General features: G+C 74.1%; 17 protein-coding genes and 1 tRNA gene. 2 read left to right on the top strand and 16 right to left on the bottom strand.

The annotated features are described in order from the left end of the window. Positions 1–108 precede the first annotated feature (108 nt). Positions 109–2,382, top strand: coding sequence for a catalase (locus tag OIE12_RS28335; protein ID WP_329140118.1), 2,274 nt, complete (start codon positions 109–111; stop codon positions 2,380–2,382). A gap of 36 nt (positions 2,383–2,418) precedes the next feature. Here the strand turns inward: OIE12_RS28335 and OIE12_RS28330 are convergent, their stop codons facing one another. The 16 genes from OIE12_RS28330 to OIE12_RS28255 form a co-directional block, all read right to left on the bottom strand. Then, positions 2,419–3,684, bottom strand: a complete 1,266-nt coding sequence (locus OIE12_RS28330) for a multidrug effflux MFS transporter (RefSeq protein ID WP_329140116.1) — start codon at positions 3,682–3,684, stop codon at positions 2,419–2,421. 4 nt (positions 3,685–3,688) lie between these two features. Next, a complete protein-coding gene (locus tag OIE12_RS28325; RefSeq protein ID WP_329140114.1) occupies positions 3,689–4,546 on the bottom strand; it encodes an NAD(P)H-binding protein in 858 nt (285 codons plus the stop codon). A 100-nt stretch (positions 4,547–4,646) separates the two neighbouring features. Further along, positions 4,647–5,261, bottom strand: a complete 615-nt coding sequence (locus OIE12_RS28320) for an ANTAR domain-containing protein (RefSeq protein ID WP_329140112.1) — start codon at positions 5,259–5,261, stop codon at positions 4,647–4,649. Between the two features lie 248 nt (positions 5,262–5,509). Continuing rightward, positions 5,510–5,692, bottom strand: coding sequence for a hypothetical protein (locus OIE12_RS28315; RefSeq protein WP_329140110.1), 183 nt, complete (start codon positions 5,690–5,692; stop codon positions 5,510–5,512). 88 nt (positions 5,693–5,780) lie between these two features. Continuing rightward, a complete protein-coding gene (locus OIE12_RS28310) occupies positions 5,781–7,310 on the bottom strand; it encodes an FAD-dependent oxidoreductase (RefSeq protein WP_329140109.1) in 1,530 nt (509 codons plus the stop codon). 59 nt (positions 7,311–7,369) lie between these two features. Continuing rightward, the gene (locus OIE12_RS28305; protein ID WP_329140107.1) at positions 7,370–9,265 is read right to left on the bottom strand and encodes an ABC transporter ATP-binding protein; all 1,896 of its coding nucleotides are present in this window, start codon (positions 9,263–9,265) and stop codon (positions 7,370–7,372) included. A gap of 298 nt (positions 9,266–9,563) precedes the next feature. Then, positions 9,564–9,637 (bottom strand) — tRNA-Pro (locus tag OIE12_RS28300). A gap of 137 nt (positions 9,638–9,774) precedes the next feature. Next, positions 9,775–10,134, bottom strand: coding sequence for an MmcQ/YjbR family DNA-binding protein (locus tag OIE12_RS28295; RefSeq protein WP_329140105.1), 360 nt, complete (start codon positions 10,132–10,134; stop codon positions 9,775–9,777). A gap of 52 nt (positions 10,135–10,186) precedes the next feature. Further along, a complete protein-coding gene (locus tag OIE12_RS28290; protein WP_329140103.1) occupies positions 10,187–11,092 on the bottom strand; it encodes a LysR family transcriptional regulator in 906 nt (301 codons plus the stop codon). 264 nt (positions 11,093–11,356) lie between these two features. Next, positions 11,357–12,550 (bottom strand): glycine C-acetyltransferase, encoded by a 1,194-nt coding sequence (locus OIE12_RS28285; RefSeq protein WP_329140101.1) that lies wholly within the window; start codon positions 12,548–12,550, stop codon positions 11,357–11,359. Positions 12,551–12,587: 37 nt separating this feature from the next. After that, positions 12,588–13,616: an L-threonine 3-dehydrogenase gene (tdh, locus tag OIE12_RS28280; RefSeq protein ID WP_329140099.1), complete on the bottom strand. Its 1,029-nt coding sequence runs from the start codon at positions 13,614–13,616 to the stop codon at positions 12,588–12,590. Positions 13,617–13,734: 118 nt separating this feature from the next. Beyond that, positions 13,735–14,361: a GAF domain-containing protein gene (locus OIE12_RS28275; protein WP_329140097.1), complete on the bottom strand. Its 627-nt coding sequence runs from the start codon at positions 14,359–14,361 to the stop codon at positions 13,735–13,737. After that, positions 14,358–14,960 carry a GTP-binding protein gene (locus OIE12_RS28270; RefSeq protein ID WP_329140095.1) on the bottom strand — a complete coding sequence of 201 codons (603 nt, stop codon included), beginning with the start codon at positions 14,958–14,960 and terminating at the stop codon, positions 14,358–14,360. Before OIE12_RS28270 ends, OIE12_RS28275 begins: the two co-directional genes overlap by 4 nt. Further along, complete coding sequence (locus OIE12_RS28265) at positions 14,938–15,315, bottom strand: DUF742 domain-containing protein (protein WP_329140093.1); 378 nt, start codon at positions 15,313–15,315, stop codon at positions 14,938–14,940. The genes OIE12_RS28270 and OIE12_RS28265 overlap by 23 nt, the downstream gene beginning before the upstream one ends. Beyond that, positions 15,312–15,746, bottom strand: coding sequence for a roadblock/LC7 domain-containing protein (locus OIE12_RS28260; RefSeq protein WP_329140091.1), 435 nt, complete (start codon positions 15,744–15,746; stop codon positions 15,312–15,314). Before OIE12_RS28260 ends, OIE12_RS28265 begins: the two co-directional genes overlap by 4 nt. Before the next feature lie 62 nt (positions 15,747–15,808). Next, positions 15,809–18,193 (bottom strand): sensor histidine kinase, encoded by a 2,385-nt coding sequence (locus tag OIE12_RS28255; RefSeq protein ID WP_329140089.1) that lies wholly within the window; start codon positions 18,191–18,193, stop codon positions 15,809–15,811. 611 nt (positions 18,194–18,804) lie between these two features. Here OIE12_RS28255 and OIE12_RS28250 point away from each other — a divergent pair. Further along, complete coding sequence (locus OIE12_RS28250; RefSeq protein ID WP_329140087.1) at positions 18,805–21,099, top strand: SpoIIE family protein phosphatase; 2,295 nt, start codon at positions 18,805–18,807, stop codon at positions 21,097–21,099. Positions 21,100–21,126 lie beyond the last annotated feature (27 nt).

Genomic DNA, 21,126 nt, shown 5'->3' with positions numbered 1-21,126 from the left:
CTCACCCGTCCGCACGAGTTCAGCTCCCGCTCCCCCGGGTACTCAGGCGGCTCCGCCGTGCGACTCCCCCCGCGCGCGGCGCAGCCGAGGATTCACCGTGGGAGCGCGATGACTGACAAGAACCCCGTGAGGGCATTCGCAGAGAAGGCCGCCGACGCACTCCGCGGCGACGGACCGCCCGAGGGCATACCGGGCCGTCCGGGCCCGGAGACCCCCACCGTCGCGGAGCCGACCGAGCCCCGGGAGCCGCTGCCGCCCAAGCCGGACCAGGGCACCCCGGAGACCGTCAGCCCCACCGGCCAGGAGACCGGCACCGATCCGAGGCGGATGGGGCAGGCCGGCGCCTATCTGACCACGGCGCAGGGCGCGCGGCTCTACGACACCGACCACTCCCTCAAGGCCGGTCCGCGCGGTCCCGTGCTGTTGCAGGACCACCATCTGCGGGAGAAGATCACCCACTTCGACCACGAGCGCATCCCGGAGCGGGTCGTGCACGCGCGCGGTGCCGCGGCGCACGGCGTCTTCAAGGGGTACGGCACCGCGGCGAGCGTCACCAAGGCGGCGTTCCTCGGCAAGGACGTCGAGACGCCGGTGTTCACCCGCTTCTCCACGGTGCTCGGCTCGCGCGGCTCGGCGGACACCGTGCGCGACACCCGGGGCTTCGCGACGAAGTTCTACACCACCGAGGGCACGTTCGACCTGGTCGGGAACAACATCCCGGTCTTCTTCATCCAGGACGCGATCAAGTTCCCGGACATCGTGCACGCCGCCAAGCCGCACCCCGACCGGGAGATCCCGCAGGCCCAGTCCGCGCACGACACGCACTGGGACTTCGTCACCCTGCACACCGAGGCCACCCACCACGTGCTGTGGAACATGTCGGACCGGGGGATCCCGCGGTCGTACCGCATGATGGAGGGCTTCGGCGTCCACACCTTCCGGCTGGTGAACGCCGAGGGTGCCACCACGCTGGTGAAGTTCCACTGGAAGCCGAAGCTGGGCGTGCACTCCCTGGTGTGGGAGGAGGCGCAGATCACCGGCGGGGTGGACCCCGACTTCCACCGCCGGGACCTGGCCGACGCGATCGAGGCGGGCGCGTACCCGCAGTGGGAGCTGGGCATCCAGACGTTCCCGGACAACGCCGAGCAGATGTTCGAGGGGATCGATCTGCTCGATCCGACGAACATCGTCCCCGAGGAGCTGGCGCCGGTGCAGCCGATCGGGCTGCTGACGCTGAACCGGAACCCGTCGAACTACTTCGCGGAGACGGAGCAGGTCGCGTTCCACCCGGGCCATCTGGTGCCGGGCATCGACGTCACCGACGACCCGCTCCTTGCGGGGCGGCTGTTCTCGTACCTGGACACGCAGATCACCCGGCTCGCCGGCCCCAACTTCGCGCAGATCCCGATCAACCGCACGCACGCGCCGGTCAACGACATGCTGCGGGACGGCTTCCACCAGGACGCCGTGCACACGGGGGTGGCCCCGTACCGGCCCAACTCGCTCGACGGGGGCTGCCCGTTCACCGCGGGCGCGGACAACGGGGCGTTCGTCGAGGTGCCGGTGACGGTGCCGCAGTCGAAGAAGGTCCGCGAGGCTCCGGAGACGTTCGCGGACCACTTCAGCCAGCCGCGCAGGTTCTGGCGGAGCATGAGCCCGGTGGAGCGGGAACACATCGTCTCGGCGTACACCTTCGAGCTCGGCAAGTGCTACGAGCAGGCGGTCAAGGAGCGCGGACTGCAGGTGCTGGCCAACATCGACCCGGAGCTGTGCGCGCCGGTCGCCGCCGGGCTCGGGCTGCCCGCGCCGGCGCCGACGGTGGCCCTGGAGGAGGTCGAGCCGAGCCCGGCCCTGTCCCAGGTGGGGCGGAGCTGGCCGACGGACGGCCGGATGATCGCCGTCGTCACCGACGGGCAGGGCGACCTGGACGGTGTGCGCGCGGTACGGCAGGCCGTGCTCGACGGCGGCATGGTGCCGCTGGTCGTCGCCCCGGCGGGCGGCAAGCTGGACGCCGAGGGCGCCGAACCGGTCACCGTGCAGCGCACGTTCGCCACCGCGCGGTCGATCGAGTTCGACGCGGTGCTGGTGGCCGGGGTGCCGGGAGTGGGCGCCGACGCCTTCGGCGCCCGGGACGCGAAGGCGGCGGAGCCGGCGGCCGGGGCGGCGACGGACCCCCGGGTGCTGCTGTTGCTGGACGAGGCGTTCCGGCACGGGAAGGCGATCGCCGTCTGGGGCGGCGGGCAGGCCGTGCTGGAGGCGGCGGGCATCCCCGCCGGGGCGGCCGGCGTCGTGACGGCCGCCGACGGCCCGGCGGCCCTCGCCGAGGTGACGCAGCTCCTGGCCACCCACCGCGTCTGGGAGCGCTTCGCGGTCGCGGAGTAGGTCTGCGGAGCAGGTCTCCCCGCCCCCGCCGCCCCTTCAGGGCAGGTCGCCGCTCGTTCGGAGGTGCGGCTCTGTCGTGGCGGCGGGGGTCAGGGTGACGAACACGACCAGGGCCGCCAGGGCGAGCGCGGCCATGACCGTGGCCATGGGTACGGCGTCGTGCGCGTCCGGGAGCCCCACGAGCGGTGCGGCGAGCCCCCCGAACAGGAACTGGCCGCAGCCGAGGAGCGCCGCCGCCGCGCCGGCGTGGGAGCCGCGCTGCCGCAGCACCAGCGCGGGCGCGTTCGGCAGCACCAGTCCGACGTGGGCGATCGCCACGAACAGCGCCGCGAGGACCGGCCACAGCCCCGCGCCGGCGAGCGCGAGGACGAGCAGGACGACGCTCGCGGCGGCCGAACCGGTCACCCCGGCACGCAGCAGGGACCGGGCACCGAGGCGGCCGACGAGGACGCCGCTCACCCCCGCGGCGGCGACGAGTCCGCACGCGTTCACCGCGAACACCAGGCTGTACTGCCCGGCACCGAGTCCGTACAGGCTCTGCAGGACGAACGGGGAGCCCGCGATGTACGCGAACATCACCGCGAACGACAGGGCGTTGGCGAGGACGGGGCCGAGCAGGGAACGGTCGCGCAGCAGACGGCCGTAGACCGGGCCCGCCCGGCGCCAGGACCGTTCCTGGCGCAGATGCGGCGGGTGGCTCTCCGGCAGCGACCCCGCGCCCGCGGCGAGGACGAGGGCGCTGAGCACGGAGGTCGCCACGAAGACCGCCCGCCAGCCCCACGCCTGGAGGAGTTGCGCCCCGACGAGCGGGGCGAGCACCGGGGCCAGGCCGGTGACGAGCGTGAGCAGGGAGAAGTAGCGCGCCGCCGCCTTCCCCTCGTGCAGGTCGCTGACGTACGCGTAGGCGATCACCAGGGCGAAGGCCCCGCCGAGTCCCTGCGCCGCGCGCAGCACGACGAGCAGCCAGATCGTCGGGGCGAGGCCGCACAGCAGCCCCGCCCCGGTGTAGAGGCTCAGCCCGTACAGCAGGGGCCGCCGCCGGCCCAGCGCGTCGCTCAGCGGACCGGCCACCAGCTGGCCGACGGCCAGGCCCGCCAGGCAGGCGGTGACGGTGAGCTGGACCGCCCATGCCGGACTGTGCAGGCTCTCGGCGAGCCGGGGCAGACCGGGGATGTACGCGTCGATGGACACCGGGCCGAGGGCGCTGAGGCTCGCGAGGATCACCAGCACCCGGACCCTGTGGCCTGCCCCGGCCCCGGCCCCGTCGCCGGCCCGGGGAACCACCGCGTTCTCCGTCGTCATCGGGTCAGGAGGTCCGGGCCGTGCGCACCAGGTCCGCGAGGGGGCGCGGGGCGCGGCCGGTCACGTCGGCCACCACCCCGCTGACCCCGGCGAGGAACCCGCCGCGCGTGGCCGCACCGAACGAGGTCACGAGGTCCGCGACCGGCTCCGGCAGGCCCGCACTGCCCAGTGCGACGGCGAACGCGTGGTCGTCGACGTCCACGAGTTCGACGTCACGGCCGCCGAGGTCACGGGCGAGACGCAGCAGATCGAGGGCACCGACCGCCTCCGGACCGGTGACGTCCACGGCCTGGTTCTCGTACCCGCCCCGGGTGAGGATTTCGGCGGCCACCGCCGCGCAGTCCTCCCGGGTGACGTACGCCGCCGCGCCGCTGCCGCTGTTGGTCATCAGACGGCCCGTGGCGGCGGCCTGTTCCACGACGGACACCTGCATGTGCGCGTACAGGTTGTTGCGCAGGGCGGTCCAGCGCAGTCCGCTCTCCCGCAGCGCCCGCTCCGTTCCGGCGTGGTCGGCCACCACCACCGCGGGGTTGGCGGACACCGGCTCGGGAACGGAGGTGTACGCCACGTAGGAGACCCCTGCCCCGGCCGCCGCCGCGAGGGCGGCCCGCTGCTGGTCGAGGCGGGAGCCCACCGCGTCGGTGGAGATGAGCAGCAGCCGTTCGACACCGGCGAACGCCGCCTCCAGGGTGCGCGGGTCGCCGAAGTCGGCCCGCCTCACCCGCGCACCGCGGTCGGCGAGGTCGGCGAGCGCCTGTGGCGTCCGCGTGGTGAGGACCACCTCGCGGGGGTCGACGGTACGCAGCACCAGTTCGGCGGTGGCGCGTCCGAGGGAGCCGGACGCACCCGTGATGCCGATCATGATCACACCAATCCGTAGCAATGATGATTACAGTAGAGGACTGTAATCATCACGACTACGAAATGGCAAGGAGCTCCCGGCGAGCACCGGACCGACCGGGTCAGGTGCGGCGGTGCCGCAGGAGGGCGAACCGCAGGGCCGACAGCACCGGCTCCTCCGGGGGCGGGCCGTCCACGCTCCTGACGACCGCCCGCGCCACCAGCCGCAGCTTCACGTTCGCCCGCTGCGAGGTCTCCCGCAGGATCCCCCACGCCTCCTCCGCCGTGCACACCTCCGCCGCCATCAGCACGCCCGTCGCCCGGTCGATCAACGGCCGTGACACCAGGGCCTGTCGCAGCTGTTCGACCTCCTCCTCCAGCTGCCGGGCGAGCTCCTCCCGCTCCCGGGCGGCCGCCGACGGTCCGGGCGCCGGAGCCCCGTCGTCGTCGAGCGCGGTGAACTCCAGCACTCTGCGCGGCCGGCCGCTCCAGTGGACGGTCCGTACGGGGATGCCCGTACGCCGCTGGAAGTCGTCGACGGCCCGCAGGAAGGCGAGGCCGGCGGAGTCCATGTAGGTGACACCGGCCATGTCGAGCGTCACGCTCCCGGCGTCGGCGGGCACGCGCGTCAGGACGCCGGTCAGTGGCTCGACGGTGCCGTGGACGATCTCCCCGCGCAGGGTGAACAGCACACCGCCGTCACCACGCCTTTCGTCGACGACGATGCCCACGGACATGTCCGTGCCGGTGCACAGCATCTCCCAACCCCCGACGGGATGTCTCGGCGGCCCTTGGGATCACTCCTGCCCGGGGCGGGGTGTTCCACGCGTACGGGGCCCCGCGCAGGCGGCAAGAGGTCGGTAAGAGACGGGATCCGGGGGGCGGCGCGCGCACCGAGGGGCCGGAGTGACGGTCCGCCAACCGCCGCTCCGGCCCCTCCACCTACCCCTGTTTCCGGTAGTGGTCTCTGTTCCCCGTGCCCGTCTCAGTCCTCGCCCCGGATGATGTTCCCCTCGGAGTCCCGGACCGCTTCCGTCCCGCGCAGTTCGCCGCGCTCCTCGACCGCCGGCACGCAGGTGCGTACGCCCTTCCCCCGGACCTGCCTGGCCTTGGCCCAGCCGGTCTCCGGTCGGTCGGCGACGCAGGTTTCAGCTATGTGCGCGGTCACAGTGAGTCATCTTCCTTCTTCATCCTGGAAAACGGGACGTTCCGGTGCCCACGGCTGCGGGTGCCCTTCGCCCCACGGCCGAAACACCTCACAGCTCCCGGGGTTCCAGCGGCCGCAGGGCCGGGCCCTGGACGACCGCGCCGTCCGGGTCGAAGCGGGAGCCGTGGCACGGGCACTCCCAGGCGCGTTCGGCACGGTTGAAGGCGACCAGACAGCCCAGGTGGGTGCAGCGCGCGGAGACGGCGTGCAGGGCGCCGGCCTCGTCGCGGTACACGGCGGTGCGCTTGCCGTCGACGTGGACGATCGCGCCGTCACCGGGGGCGATCTCGTCGACGCCGGGGCCGCTCATCGAGGTGAGCCGGTCGCCGACGAAGTGCTTGGCGACCTTGGCCTGGTTCTTGAGGAACTCCCCGCCCTCGCGGACCACCGAGCCGAGCCGCCGCGGGTCGTACAGTCCGCTCCACTCGGGCGTGCGCCCGCCGATCAGATCGGCGAGCAGCCGGCCCGCCATGATGCCGCCGCTCAGCCCCCAGCCGCCGAACCCGGTGGCCACATAGGCGTGCCGGCTGCCCTGGTGCAGGGGGCCGACGAGCGGGACGGTGTCCGTGGAGTCGTTGTCCTGGGTGGCCCAGCGGTGGCTGAGGCGGAGGTCGCCGAAGTGGCGCCCGGCCCATTCGACGAGCCGGCCGAACCGCTCCTCGACGTCCTCCCCGGCGCCCGGGGTGAAGTGCTCGCCGGTGATCACCAGCAGCCGCTTGCCGTCCGTGTACGGGGCCGTCCGCACCGAACGGGTGTTCTCATCGGGCGTGATGTACATGCCGTGCGGTGCGGCCTCGGCCTCGATGGGGGCGGCGATCACGAGTTCGCGGCGCGGGGAGAGCCGGGTGAACAGCAGCGCACGGTCGAAGACGGGGTAGTGCGTGGCGACGACGACCGCCCCCGCCTTCACCTCCGCCCCCGCCTCCGTGGTGAGCACACAGGGCTCGCCCTCGGTGAGCCCGGTGACGCGGGTGTTCTCGTGCAGGGTGCCGCCCCGGCGGCGGATGTCCTCGGCGAGCGCCCTGAGGTACTTGACGGGGTGGAACTGGGCCTGGTCGGTGACCTTGACGGCGCCCGCGACGGGGAAGGGCAGGTCGGTGTCGGTGGTGAACTCGGCGGGCAGCCCGGCCTCGCGGGCGGCCTCGGCCTCGGCGCGCAGCTCGTCGACGCGGCCGGCCTGCCGCGTGAAGGTGTAGGCCGTGCTCTCCTCCCACTCGCACTCGATGCCGAGCTCGGCGGCGATCTCCCCGGCGTGCCGGACGGCCTCGTACTGGGAACGGGCGTACAGCCGGGCGGCCTCGGCGTCGCGGGTGCGGCGCAGCTTGTCGTAGATCAGGGTGTGCTGGGCGGTCAGCTTCGCCGTGGTGTACCCGGTGACCCCGGCGGCGAGCCGGCCGGCCTCCAGGACGGCGACGCGGTGGCCGTCGCGGGCCAGTTCCCAGGCGGTGCTGAGCCCGGCGATGCCGCCGCCGACGACGGCGACGTCCACGGTGAGGCCGTCGGCCGGGGGCGGTCCGGGTTCGCCCGCGGGGGCCGTCTCGAGCCAGTACGACCGGTGAAGTGCTGCCTGCTCGTCCATGTGGCCCCGGGTTCCCCCGGCGCCCGGGGCCACACCGCGCGGCGACGCTCGTCGCGCGTTCAGACCAGGTCGGCCCCCAGGACGGGGCGGCCCAGGGCGCGGCCGCCGGCGTCGGCGTCCCCGTCGCCGGCGTCGTCGCCGTCGGTTGCGTCGACGTCGTCGAGGAAGCCGCCCGACTGGTGCTGCCACAGCTTGGCGTAGGCCCCCTCGGAGGCGAGGAGCTGCTGGTGGGTGCCCTGCTCGATGATCCGGCCGCGGTCGAGGACGACGAGCCGGTCCATGCCGGCGACCGTGCTCAGCCGGTGGGCGACGACGAGCGCCGTGCGCCCCTCCATGAGCCGCCACAGTGCCTCCTGGATCAGCACCTCGCTCTCGGAGTCCAGGGCGCTGGTCGCCTCGTCGAGCAGCAGGATCGGCGCGTCCCGCAGGATCGCGCGGGCGAGGGCGACCCGCTGGCGCTGGCCGCCGGAGAGCTTGACGCCGCGCTCGCCGACCATGGTGTCGAAGCCGTCCGGCAGCCCGTCGGCGAACTCGGTGACGTGCGCCGCCTCGGCCGCGCGGCGGATCTCGGCCTCGGTGGCGCCCGGCCGGGCGAACGCGATGTTCTCGCGCAGGGTGCGGTGGAACATCGCCGGGTCCTGCGGCACGTACGCCATCAGGCTGCGCAGGTCGGCCTGGCGGAGCCGGGTGATGTCCTGGCCGCCGACCAGGATGCGGCCGGCGTCGATGTCCGTCATCCGCAGCAGCAGCCGGGTGAGGGTGGTCTTGCCGCCGCCGGAGCGGCCGACCAGGCCGATCTTCGCCCCGTCGGGCACGGTCAGCTCCAGGCCCCGGAAGAGCGGCTTGCCGCCGCCGTGGGCGAAGGTCACCCGGTCGAAGCGGATGCCGGCGGGCCCGGGGCGCAGCGGTTCGGGGGCGGGCGGGTCGAGCACGGTCGGCGGTTTCAGCAGCAGGTCGGTGAATTGCGCGGCCTCCGTCATCGCGCTCTCCAGGCGCCGGTAGATCTGGTTGAACTCGAACATGATCCGGGTGGCGTTGCCGTAGTAGGTGAACGCCACCACGACCGCCTCCACGCCGTGCGCGCCGCCGCCGAGGACGACGGCGAGCAGCAGGCCCAGCGCGTTGGTCAGCACCGACATCGGCGCGACGAAGGTGTCGATGCGCAGATTGCCGTAGTCCCACGAGCGCAGCGTCAGCCGCCGGGAGTGGGCGACGCGGTCGCGGTGTTCGGCGGCCTCGCGCTCCTCGGCGGCGAACGCGCGGACCGTGTCCATGTTCATCAGACTGTCGGCGACATGCCCCGCGACCCGGGCGATGGCCTCCTCGCGCCGGCGCACCAGGGCCTGTCGGCGCCGGATGAGGGGCGCCACGCAGAACGTCGTGGTCAGGAGCATCGCCAGCAGGCCGACGACGAGCAGCGGCTCGTAGCGCCACAGCACCACGGCCCCGAAGGCCAGGGGCACGATCCGGCCGATGACCTGGAACGTCATCGTGTCGACGCAGTCCTCGAAGCGGGAGGCGAAGCTGAGGACCCGTTTGGTCAGCGCCCCGGCGAAGTTGTCGTGGAAGAACGCGGCGTCCTTCGCGAACAGTTCGTCCATCCCGATGATGTACAGCCGTTCGATGCCGCGGGCGGCGAGGCGGTTGAGGCAGTGCAGGCCGAGGCGCCACAGCAGCTCGGCGAAGAGCAGGACCCCGGCGAAGCCGAGGACGTACGGCAACGAGCTGCCGAGGCCGAGCTCGGTGTGGTCCGCGATGCGTCCGACGAGCTTGGCGACGACCAGCGGGGCGACGTAGTTGATGCCGATGTTGCCCAGCGCGGGCAGCAGCATCGCGCCCGTGGTCAGCCACTTGCGCCGGGCGAGTTCCCGGCCGTAGTAACGGAGCGCGAGGAGGACGGGGCCGGTGCGTTTGGACCGGCCCGGCGGGGAATCGTGCACTTGTTGTGACTGCATGGAAACCCTCCGTAGTCATGAGGGGGCGCACCGCACGGCAGTCGTGTGTGAGGAGCCCGGTGGAAGAGGGCAGTGTCCCGCGCGGGGGCCGGGGCGGTCCAAGAGTTTTTTCGCCGCCCGTACGGTGTGCGAACAGGTTCGGCCACGGGTCCGTGCACGTCCGGGAATTCCTGCGCGTCCGGGAAATGCGTGCCCGCCCGGCTTCCGGGCCTGCGGGAATGACGAAGACCGGCCGGGAATGACGAAGGCCGGTTTCGGATGTCCTCCGAAACCGGCCCTGAACGGCGACTCTCGCGAGTCGGGACGACAGGATTTGAACCTGCGACCCCTTGACCCCCAGTCAAGTGCGCTACCAAGCTGCGCCACGTCCCGTTGCCCGTCTGACCTGGGGTTTCCCCCGGGTGAACGCGCACGGAAACCATACCGCACTCCGGGCGGTCGCCGCGCACGGCTTTTCCGCGCGGTGACCGCGCCGACGGGCGCGCGGTGCCCGGGCCGCGGGGTGCCGGTCAGCCGGTGGCCGGGAGGCCGAGCGTCGGGTGGGCCTCCAGGAGACGGGGCGGGGCCGCCTGACGCCAGGAGTCGGCGAGGATGTCGCGCAGCTCCGCCTCGTCCTCCAGGGCCGCGAGCCGTGCGCGCACCCAGGCGAAGGACGCCTCGTGGCCCGCGATCCAGAACTTGCCGGGCTCGGCGAGCACGAGTTCGTCGCGCTCCACCTTCGGGCAGCGCACGGCGAGCGACGTCTCGTCCTCGGGCAGGGTGGCGAACATCTTGCCCGCGACGCGGAACGTGGGCATGCTCCAGGCGGTCTTCTCCGCCGTGTCCGGCAGGGAGAGGGCGATACGGCGTACGTCTTCGGCATCCGGCATGCCCGCACGGTAACCAACGCCACTGACACCGGGGCGCCGGGGCGAGGTGCTTTCAGTGCGCCGTCGCGGCCTCGGTCAGCGCGTCCAGTACGGGGCGGATCAGCGGGTGCTCCTCCGCGCCCCGGCGCACCGCCGCGAACACCCGGCGCGTGGGGGCCACGCCGTCCACCGGCCGGACCACGACCCCGCTGAGGTCCATTCCGCGCAGCGCCGAGCGGGGCACGAGCGCCACGCCGGCCCCGGCGGAGGCCAGCGAGATGACGGCGCTGAAGTCGTCGGAGGAGTGTTCGAGACGGGGCTGGAAGCCGGCGTGCTCGCAGGCCAGGACGACCACGTCGTGGCAGGGGTTGCCCGGGTAGGGGCCGATCCAGGCGTCCTTGGCGAGCTCGGCGAGCGGCACGACCTCCGCCCCGGCCAGCCGGTGGGCGACCGGCACGACCGCCTCGAACGGTTCGGCGTACAGCGCGATGTGGGTGAGCCGGGGGTCGTCGGCGCCCGGGGCGCCCCGGTACTCGACGGCGACCGCCACGTCCACCTGCCGGGCCAGGACCATCGGCAGGCTGGCGTCGCCCTCGGCGTCCTGGACGCGGACGCGGATGCCGGGTGCGGTACGGCCCAGGGTGGCCAGGGCCGGGGCGACGACCAGGCCGATGCCGGTGGCGAACGCGGCGAGCGTCACCGTGCCCGCCGAGCCCCCGCTGTACGCCGCGAGCTCGGCCTCCGCGCGCTCCAGCTGGGCGAGGACGGCGTGGGTGTGACCGAGCAGGATCTCGCCGGCCGCGGTCAGCCGCACGCCCTTGGCGCCGCGCTCGACGAGGCGGTGACCGGTCTCCTGCTCCAGTGCGGCCAGTTGCTGCGAGACGGCGGACGGCGTGAGGTACAGCGCCGCGGCGGCCGCGGTCACCGTGCGGTGATCCGCCACCGCCCGAAGAATGTGCAACCGTCGCGCCTCAATCACGCGTCCGATTATCGCAAGCCGGGGGTTTTCGCCCCCGCCGCCCCTACCCTCCCCATCCCTTCAAGGGGCTCCGCCCCTTGGACCCCGGGGGGGGTGCGTTGTCGGCTGACGGCCGGTGGGGCTTCTCGCGCAGTTCCCCGCGCCCCTGAAGACTGGGGGGCACCCCCCCTTGCTTTTAAGGGGCGCGGGGAACTGCGCGAGCAACCACATCCCCGCCCGCGCCCGCCGACGAACCCCCAGCCACCCGAGCTCTCCCGCGCTCCCTCAGCCCGCCAGCTCGGCTCGTGCCGCGGCGAACGCCGCCACCGCCCGCTCCACGTCCTCCGTCGAGTGCGCGGCGGACAGCTGGACCCGGATGCGTGCCGCGCCCTCCGGTACCACCGGGTACGAGAACCCGATCACGTACACGCCCCGCTCCAGCAGCAGCTCGGCCATGCGGCCCGCTTCCGCCGCGTCACCGATCATCACCGGGGCGATCGCGTGGTCGCCGGGAAGGACGTCGAACCCCTCCTCCCCCATCCGCCGCCGGAACAGCTCCGTGTTCGCCGCCAGCCGCTCCCGCAGCTCCCCCGCCGACTCCAGCAGGTCCAGCACCTTCAGCGACGCCGCCGCGATCACCGGGGCCAGCGTGTTCGAGAACAGGTACGGCCGCGAGCGCTGGCGGAGCAGTGCGACGATCTCGGCGCGGGCGGCCACGTACCCGCCGGAGGCGCCGCCGAGGGCCTTGCCGAGCGTGCCGGTGAGGATGTCGACCCGGTCCATGACCCCGTGCAGTTCGGGCGTGCCCCGCCCGCCGGGTCCGACGAAGCCCACGGCGTGCGAGTCGTCGACCATGACCATGGCGTCGTACCGGTCGGCGAGGTCGCAGATCTCGGCGAGCGGCGCCACGTAGCCGTCCATCGAGAAGACGCCGTCGGTCACGATCAGCCGGCGCCGGGCGTCCCCGGCCGCCTTGAGCTGCGCCTCCAGGTCGGCCATGTCCCGGTTGGCGTAGCGGAAGCGGCGGGCCTTGGACAGCCGGATGCCGTCGATGATCGAGGCGTGGTTCAGCGCGTCGGAGATCACCGCGTCCTCGGCGCCGAGCAGCGTCTCGAAGACGCCGCCGTTGGCGTCGAAGCAGGAGGAGTAGAGGATCGTGTCCTCCTGGCCGAGGAAGGCGGAGAGCCGGGCCTCCAGCTCCTTGTGCACCTCCTGCGTGCCGCAGATGAAGCGGACGGAGGCCATGCCGTAACCCCAGCGGTCCAGCGCCTCGTGGGCGGCGGCGACCACCTCGGGGTGGTCGGCGAGGCCGAGGTAGTTGTTGGCGCAGAAGTTGAGGACCTCGCCGGGCCGCCCGCCGGCGGTGACGGCGACGGTCGCGGACTGCGGGGTGCCGAGGACGCGCTCGGGCTTGTGCAGCCCGGCGGCGCGGATCTCGTCGAGGGTGGCGCGGAGGTCGTCGCGTACGGAGGCGAACATGTCAGAAGCTCCTGGGGATGCGGGAGAGGAGGGTGGCTCACACGGTCCAGTCGAGGATGACCTTGCCGCCCCGGCCGCTCGCGGCGTCGGCGAACGCGGCCTCGTACTCGGCGTAGCCGTACCGGCCGGTGATGACGGGGGCGAGGTCGAGTCCGCCCTCCAGCAGGACGGACATCGCGTACCAGGTCTCGAACATCTCGCGGCCGTAGATGCCCTTGAGGGTGAGCATCGACGTGACGATCCGGGCGAAGTCGACGGGGAACTCCTCGGCGGGCAGGCCGAGCATGGCGATCCGGCCGCCGTGGGTCATGTTGGCGATCATGTCGCGCAGCGCCTCGGGGCGGCCGGACATCTCCAGGCCGACGTCGAAGCCCTCGCGCAGCCCCAGCTCGCGCTGTCCGTCGGCGATCGTGGCGCCGGAGACGTTCAGGGCGAGGCTGACGCCGATCTTGCGGGCCAGTTCGAGGCGCTCCTCGCTGACGTCGGTGACGACGACGTGGCGGGCGCCGGCGTGGCGGGCCACGGCGGCGGCCATCAGGCCGATGGGTCCGGCGCCGGTGACCAGCACGTCCTCGCCGACCAGCGGGAAGGACAGCGCGGTGTGCACGGCGTTGCCGAACGGGTCGAAGATGGCGGCGACGTCGAGATCGACGGGGACGCGGTGCACCCACACGTTGGACGCGGGCAGGGCGACGTACTCGGCGAACGCGCCGTCGCGCCCGACGCCGAGGCCGACGGTGGCCCGGCACAGATGGCGGCGTCCGGCCAGGCAGTTGCGGCACGTGCCGCACACCAGGTGGCCCTCGCCGCTGACCCGGTCGCCGGTGTCGATGCCGGTGACGTCGCGGCCGGTGTCGACGACCTCGCCGACGAACTCGTGGCCGAGCACCAGCGGGGTGGTGATGGTCTGCCGCGCCCACCCGTCCCAGGAGCGGATGTGCAGATCGGTGCCGCAGATCCCGGTGCGCAGCACCTTGATCAGTACGTCACCGGGGCCGATGGTCGGTTCGGGTACGTCCCGGAGCCACAGACCGGGCTCCGCCTTCTGCTTGACCAGCGCTTTCACGCGTACGGCTCCTGTGGTTCGACGGCGCGGTCCCCGGTGGGAGACCCCTGAGGGAATCTGCCGTACGGCCGGGCCGGCGGTCCATCGAGACTTTCTTAAGCGCGCCCGCAGCTTTCCTTCACGCGCGGTCGCGGTGGGGGTCGCGCCGACCGCCGTGCTCGTCCGTCCCGGGCACCTCGCGGGTCTCGTGCGCCTCGCGTCCCACGAGCCGTTCGGTCAGTTCCGCGGCGAGCCCCTTGATGGTCTGAAGCCCCTCCCGGCCCCAGCGGCGCGGGATGACGTCGGCGACGCAGACCGTGCCGAGCGCGATGCCGGACGGGTCGGGCAGCGGGGCGCCGAGGTAGGCGTGGACGCCGGTCTCGTCGACGATCGGGTTGCCGGCGAAGCGGGGGTAGTCGCGGACGTCCTCCAGGGCGAGCGCCCGGCGGCGGACCACGACGTGCGGGCAGAAGCCGTGGTCGCGGGCGAGCAGCCGGGCCCGTCCGGTGCCGTCCGCGCCGGTGGCCGCGGGCAGCGGGAGGCCGCCCGGGGTGTGCAGTCCGGCGAGGAACTGCCGTTGCTCACCGACGAAGTTGACCATCGCGTACGGCGCCGCCAGCACCTGGGCGAGCCGGTCCGCGAAGGCGTCCAGGGCGGGATCGGCGCGCTCCCCCGGTTCGAGGGCGAGACCGAGGGCGCGCAGCCGTCGTACGCGGGCGGGGGCGTCCTCGTCCTGGGGGGTCAGCAGCAGTCGGCGGGGGCTCATGTGCGGGCTCCGTGGTGCGGCGCCGGGGTGGCCGGAATGTGGGCGAGGAGGTGGGTGACGAGGGCGAGCAGGGTCTGCACGCCGGAGCTGGAGATCCGGGCGTCGCAGCGGACGACGGGGACGCGGCGGTCGAGGTCGAGGGCGGCGCGCACCTCCTCGGGGTCGTAGCGGTGGGCGCCGTCGAACTCGTTGATCGCGACGATGAAGCCGAGGCCGCGTTCCTCGAAGAAGTCGACGGCGGCGAAGCACTCCTGGAGCCGGCGGGTGTCGGCGAGGATCACCGCGCCGAGGGCGCCCTCGGAGAGTTCGTCCCACATGAACCAGAACCGTTCCTGGCCGGGGGTGCCGAACAGGTAGAGGACGTGGCGCGGGTCGAGGGTGATCCGGCCGAAGTCCATCGCCACGGTCGTCTCGACCTTGTTCTCGATGCCGTCGAGGTTGTCGGTGGCGGCGCTGACCGTGGTGAGGAGTTCCTCCGTGCTGAGCGGCGCGATCTCGCTGACCGCGCCCACGAAGGTGGTCTTGCCGACTCCGAACCCGCCCGCCACGAGGATCTTCAGCGCGGTGGGGAAGGGGTCAGAGCTGTCGTCGTAGTCCATCGAGCACTGCCTCCAGAAGGGACCGGTCCGTGGGGTTGTGGTGGAAGGCCGGGGGCCTGGTGGTGAGCGCCCCGCTGTCGACGAGGTCGGACAGCAGCACCTTGGCGACCGCGACCGGCAGCCCGAGCTGTCCGGCGACCTCGGCGACGGAGACGGGGCCCCGGCAGAGGTCGAGCGCCTGGGCGTACTCGGGGGCGAGGTGGCCGAGGGGGGTGGCCCCGGTGGCTCTCACCTGGGTGAGCAGGTCGAACGCGGCGGTCGGCCGGGTCCGCCCGTTGCTGACCTGGTACGGGCGGACCAGCCGGCCGGCCGCGTCGTCGAGCCAGGGCCCGTCGCCGGCGGTGGCCGCGCTCAAGGCCTGAGCGCCGGGGGGCGGCCGGCGGGCTGCCGGGGCGCGGTGACCAGGTACGGGCGGACGCTTTTGACCAGCATCGCCATCTCGTAGCCGAGCACGGCGGCGTCGGCCTCGCGGTCGGCGAGGACGGCGAGGCAGGTGCCGGAGCCGGCGGTGGAGACGAACAGCAGCGAGGAGTCGAGTTCGACGACGACCTGGCGGACGTCGCCGCCGCCCCCGAACCGGACGCCGGCGCTGCGGCCGAGCGAGTACAGGCCGGAGGCGAGCGCGGCCATGTGGTCGGCGCTGTCCTTCTCCAGCCCGTGCACGGACTTGACCAGCCCGTCGCAGGAGAGCAGCACCGCACTCCTGGTGTGCGGCACGCGCTGCACGAGAGAGCTCATCAGCCAGTCGAGGTCGGACGCGTGCCCGGTCGGCGCTTCACTCGCCATGGTGGATCGACTCCTTGGGGTATGGGGGGCGGGGGTAGGGGGGTTGCTGCGAAACGTCCTGCTCACCCGGCGGACCCTCTCCCGTCACGCCAGCCGGCGCCCTCGGAAGCGGCTCGCCCGCCGACTATGCGCACGGGGGCGCTGCCGCCGTCGCCGACGGAGCGGTGCGGCTCGGCGGCCGGGGCCGGGTGCGACGGTTCGCCCGGCGGGGCGGGCGCTTCGTACGACGGCTCGCCCGGCACGGGAGGAGCCTGGTGTGGTGGCTCGGTCGGCAGGGTGGGAGCCGGATGCCGCGGCCCGGGGAGGTCGCCGGGCGTCGGGCCGGGTGGCTCGGTCGGTCCACCGGCCGCCGGGCGGGACGGCTCCGACGGCTCCGTGGAAGGCGTCTGGGCCTCGGCGAGGCCGATGCCGCGTTGGAAGGCTGCCATCAGGCCGGGGTCGTGCTCGACGTACTCCCCGGTGTCCTCTCGGGGCCCGGGCACGGGGCCGCCGCGGAGCTGGGGTGCGAGGTGCTCCTGGGCGCGGCGGCGGGGCAGCTTGGGCTTGCCCATGGTGCCGCGGACGGGGCCGACGCGAGGGGTGGGCGGCAGCACCGTGTTCTCCGCGAGCAGCCGCCGGTGCCCGGCGCCGATGCCGGGCTGTGCCTCGGCGGGGTTCGGCCGCGCGGCGCGCTGCCCCCGCACGGGCAACGGCGGCGGAGCGCCGGGCCCGGCGTGGGCCACCTCGGCACCGGCGCCCGTGGGCGTGGGGCCGGGGGCGGATCCCTCGCTCCCGGTCACGCGCATGTCCGGGGCGCCGAACCCGGGGGCGTCGGGCCGGAACACGGACGGCGCCGGCATGCCGCGTCCGTCCGAGCCGGACGCGTCGACGGGCAGCCGCGCGTCCGGGGCACTTGGCGCGGGCGCGCCCGTACCGACGGCCCCGGGCCCCGGGGAGGTCCCGCCGAAGGTGGGCCCGCCGGCGTCCGGACCGTCCGGTCCCGCGTCCCGACGCCCGGCCGACGGAGCCGCCGTCGACTCCGGTCCCCGTCGATGCGTCGGCTCCGTGGCCCCCTCGCCCGCCCAGTCCTGCGGACGCGCCGCACCCGGCACCCGGCCGGACGCCCCGCCCGGCGCGGGCATCCCGCCGGGCGACGGCGCCCCACCCGAGGCCCCGGCCGCGCCGGACCCGGGCGCGCCCCGCCCCGGCGCCCCGCCCGCCACCGGCTGCGACGTCGGCGACAGCTCCGGCCGAGGTGCGCCCAGCACCTCTGTCGGCAGGACCAGGACCGCCTGGACGCCGCCGTAGATGTTGGTGCCCAGGCGCACCTGGATGCCATGCCGGCGGGCGAGCTGGGAGACGACGTACAGGCCGATCCGGCCGTCCTGCAGCAGGCTGGCGACGTTCACCTGGTCGGGGTCGGCGAGCAGCGCGTTCATCCGGTGCTGCTCGGCGAGCGGCATGCCCAGGCCCCGGTCCTCGACCTCGACCGCGAGCCCGGCGGTGACCAGGTTGGCGCGGAGCAGCACCTGGGTGTGCGGCGCGGAGAACACCGTCGCGTTCTCGACGAGTTCGGCCAGCAGATGGATGACGTCGGCGACGGCGTGCCCGCGCAGCCGGCCGTCGACCGGCGGCACCAGCCGCACCCGCGCGTACTGCTCGACCTCCGCGATGGCCGACCGCAGCACCTCGGTCATCTCCACCGGGTTGCTCCACTGCCGGCGGGAGACCGCGCCGCCAAGGACCGCCAGGTTCTCCGCGTGGCGGCGGATCCGGGTGGAGAGGTGGTCGACGTGGAAGAGGCCCTTGAGGAGGTCGGGGTCCTCGATCTCGTTCTCCAGCTCGTCCAGGGTGGAGATCTCCCGGTGGACGAGGGACTGCAGTCGCCGGGCCAGGTTGAGGAAGACCTCGAGCTTCTGCTCGCTGCCTGCCCGGCTGGAGAGCTGCGCGGCCCGCACAACGGCCGCGACCGCCCCGTCGCGCGCCCGGGCGAGGTCTGCGGCGAGGAGCTCGAAGTCGTCGGCCCCGGAGGTGTCGGCCGCAGGCCGCCCCCGCCCGCCCCGCTTCGGCACGGTCTCGCCGCGCCGCAGCGCCTCGACGAGGGCGCGCAGATCGGCCTCGCCGCGGGTGGCCGTACGCCGCAGCGTGTCCACCCGCTCCTTGACGGAGTCCGCCGCCCGGCCCGCGGCCACCGCCGCGGTCAGCACCCCCGCGACGGCCACCCCGAGCGCGCCGGCGAGCACACCCCACAGCGTCGGCGTGGGCAACGTGCCGGTGGAGCGGACGGTGAAGAGCACGGCGGCGCAGCCGGCGAGCGCCACCGCGACGGGGGGCAGCACCGCCAGCCGCAGCAGCTGCGGCCGCAGGTGCGTCTCGGCCGGGGCGGGGGCGGTGCGGGCGGCCGGTCGCCCGTGCCGCCCGCCCTCACGGCGGTCCGCACGGGCGGCCGGTGCGCGTAGGTGAGACATCGGTGTCCTCGTACTGGGGGCTCGGGGGCACATGGCTCCCGCGGTCGGCGCGACGTGGACGTGCGCCCTCGCTGTGCCGGCCGGGAGGCCCGCGAAAAGCGGTCCCGCGCCGTCCGGCGGCGACTCACAGTAGTCGGGGTGGGGCCGTGTGCGGCGGGCAGTTGGCAAAGTCCTCCGGGGAGCATCCCGCTCTGGTATGAGGCGTCGTACGACAGACCGATAACCGTCTCGGACGCACGTTCCCTCGATCGGGTGAAGCGATCAGAGCTGGTCAGAACCGGTCACGAGTGGGCGACGGCTCGGGCGGGGCCGCGACCCGGCCCGTCGCCGTCGGCCCGCTCCCGTACCCCGCCGACCGGCCCCCGTGGCACCCGCGGACCCCCGGCGGTCCACCCCGCCGCCCCCCCTCCGACGTCACGGGGCGTGTCCGCCCCGGCCATGGCCCCGCCCCGTCCCCGATCGGCCCGGAAGGGCGTCAGGAACTACTGTTGACAGCAGCGGGCCCCACCGGTCCCGCGGTGGCACGGCCCCCGGCCCCCGGGCCCACGGCGTCCGGACGCCACCGCGCGGCCCCGGCCGCGGCCCGACGCGCGAGGCAAGCGGGAGGCGACGTGGCGGCTGAGGGTGCCGCCGGCGGTGCCGGACACGGGCACCCGGCCGGCGAGCCGGACGGCCCCGGCCGCCCCGGCGAAGTCGACCGCCCCGGCGAAGCCGACGGCCGCGGCGACCCCGGCCGCCCCGGCGGTCCCGGCGCCCCACCGGAGGACCACGACGCCCGCACCGGCACCGACACCCCCGCACCCGCACCCGCACCCGCACCCGCACCCGCACCCGCCGAGGCCACTCCCCCAGGAACCCCCGACCCTCGAGCCACCCCCCACCACACCTCCCGCGACACCGTCCTCCACGCCCTCTCCGACATGAGCGAAGGCTTCCTCGCCCTCGACGACACCTGGCGGATCTCCTTCGCCAACCGGGAGGCCGTCCGCATCCTGGGCGCCGAACGGGTCCGGCCGGGCACCAGCCTCCGGGACGTGGCCGCGCTCGGCGTGCCCGGCCTGGAGGGCCAGTGCCGCCGCGCCGCCGCCGAGGGCCGGCCGATCGGCTTCGACCTCACCCACCCGATCGACGGACGCCTGTACCTCCTCCGTCTGGTCCCCGTCCCGGACGGCGGCCTCGGCATCTCCTTCGTCGACGTCACCGACCGCCGCCTGCGCGAGGCCGGCCACGACCCCGGCGAACCGGCCGGCGAGCGTGCCGCACGCATGTCCGAACTGACCCTTGCCCTGGCCGAGGCCGTCACGTCCAAGGACGTCGTACGGGCCGTCGCCGAGCACGTACTGCCTCCCGTCGGTGCCGACGGACTGGTCGTGGAGACCCTGGAGGCCGGCCGGATCCGCGTCGTGGACTCCGTGGGGTACGACCAGCGGTTCCTGGACCGGATCGACGGCATCCCGCTCGCCGACCACATGGCCGTCGCCGACGTGCTCCGCGACCGCACACCCCTGTTCGTCGGATCGGCCGCCGAGTTCGTGGAGCTCTACCCGAAGCTGGAGTACCTGTCGGACAACTCACCGTCCAAGGCCTGGGTCTTCCTGCCGCTGATCGTGTCCGGCCGGGCCACCGGCTCCTTCGTCATCTCCTTCTCCGAACCGCGCACCTTCAGCGAGGACGACCGCACCCTGCTCACCGCGCTCAGCGGCCTGGTCGCCCAGGCGCTGGAACGGGCCCGGCTGTTCGACGTCGAGCACACCCGCGCCCAGGGCCTCCAGCGCGGCCTGCTCCCCCGTACGCTGCCGTCGCTGCCCGCGGTCTCGGCGGCGGCGCGGTATCTGCCGGCCGGCCGGGGCGACGAGGTGGGCGGGGACTGGTACGACGTCATCCCGCTCTCCGGCGACCGGGTCGCCATGGTGATCGGCGACGTCATGGGGCACGGCATCACCGAGGCCGCCACCATGGGCCGGCTGCGCACGGCCGTGCGCACCCTGGCCGACCTGGACATGGACCCCGACGAGCTGCTGACCCACCTCAGCGAGATCGTCGGCGACCTCGGCTACGACTACTACGCGACCTGTCTGTACGCGGTGTTCGACCCGGTCACCCGGATCTGCTCGTACGCGCTCGCCGGTCATCTGCCGCCGGTCCTGGTCCACCCCGACGGCACGGTCCACTCCCCCGACGTCGACATCGACCCGCCCCTGGGCGCCGCCGACCCGCCGTTCGACGTGCACGAGCTGCGACTGCCGGACGAGAGCCTGCTGGTGTTCTGCACCGACGGGCTGGTCGAGTCCCCGGACCGGGACGCCGACCAGGGGATGGCGCTGCTGCGCCAGACCCTGGCCTCGGCGGTGGCCCGTACGGGGTACTTCGCCCCGCGGGAGGCCGGAACCCCGGGGGCGGGCACCGCCGACCGGCTGGACGAGCTGTGCGACCTCGTCGTCTCGACGCTCCTGCCGGACCACGCGGGCATCAACGACGACGCGGCCCTGCTGATCGCCCACACCCGCTCCACCCCCGCCGGCAATGTCGCCTCGTGCAGCCTCCCCGAGGACCCCCGGGCGGCCGGCCAGGCCCGGGAGTACGTGCGCAGCCAGCTCGACGTCTGGGGCCTCGACGACCTGGTGATGAGTACGGAGCTGCTGGTCAGCGAGCTGATCGGCAACGTCGTACGGCACGCCGGGGGACCGATCCGGCTCCGTCTGATGCGCAGCCGGTCCCTGATCTGCGAGGTCTACGACGGCAGCCTCACCACACCCCGCATCCGCCGCGTCGGCCAGACCGACGAGGGCGGCCGCGGCCTGCACCTGGTGGCCGCCCTGTCCCGCCGCTGGGGCACCCGCTTCCTGGCCGACGGCAAATGCATCTGGACGGAACAGGACCTGCCGGGACCGCCGGAGGCCCACTGACCACGCCCACGGACCGCACTTCCGTCA

The sequence above is a fragment of the Streptomyces sp. NBC_00670 genome (assembly GCF_036226765.1).
Lineage (GTDB): Bacteria > Actinomycetota > Actinomycetes > Streptomycetales > Streptomycetaceae > Streptomyces.
The sequence above is the reverse complement of the archived record's forward strand: the minus strand, read 5'-3'. Positions and strand labels throughout refer to the sequence as shown.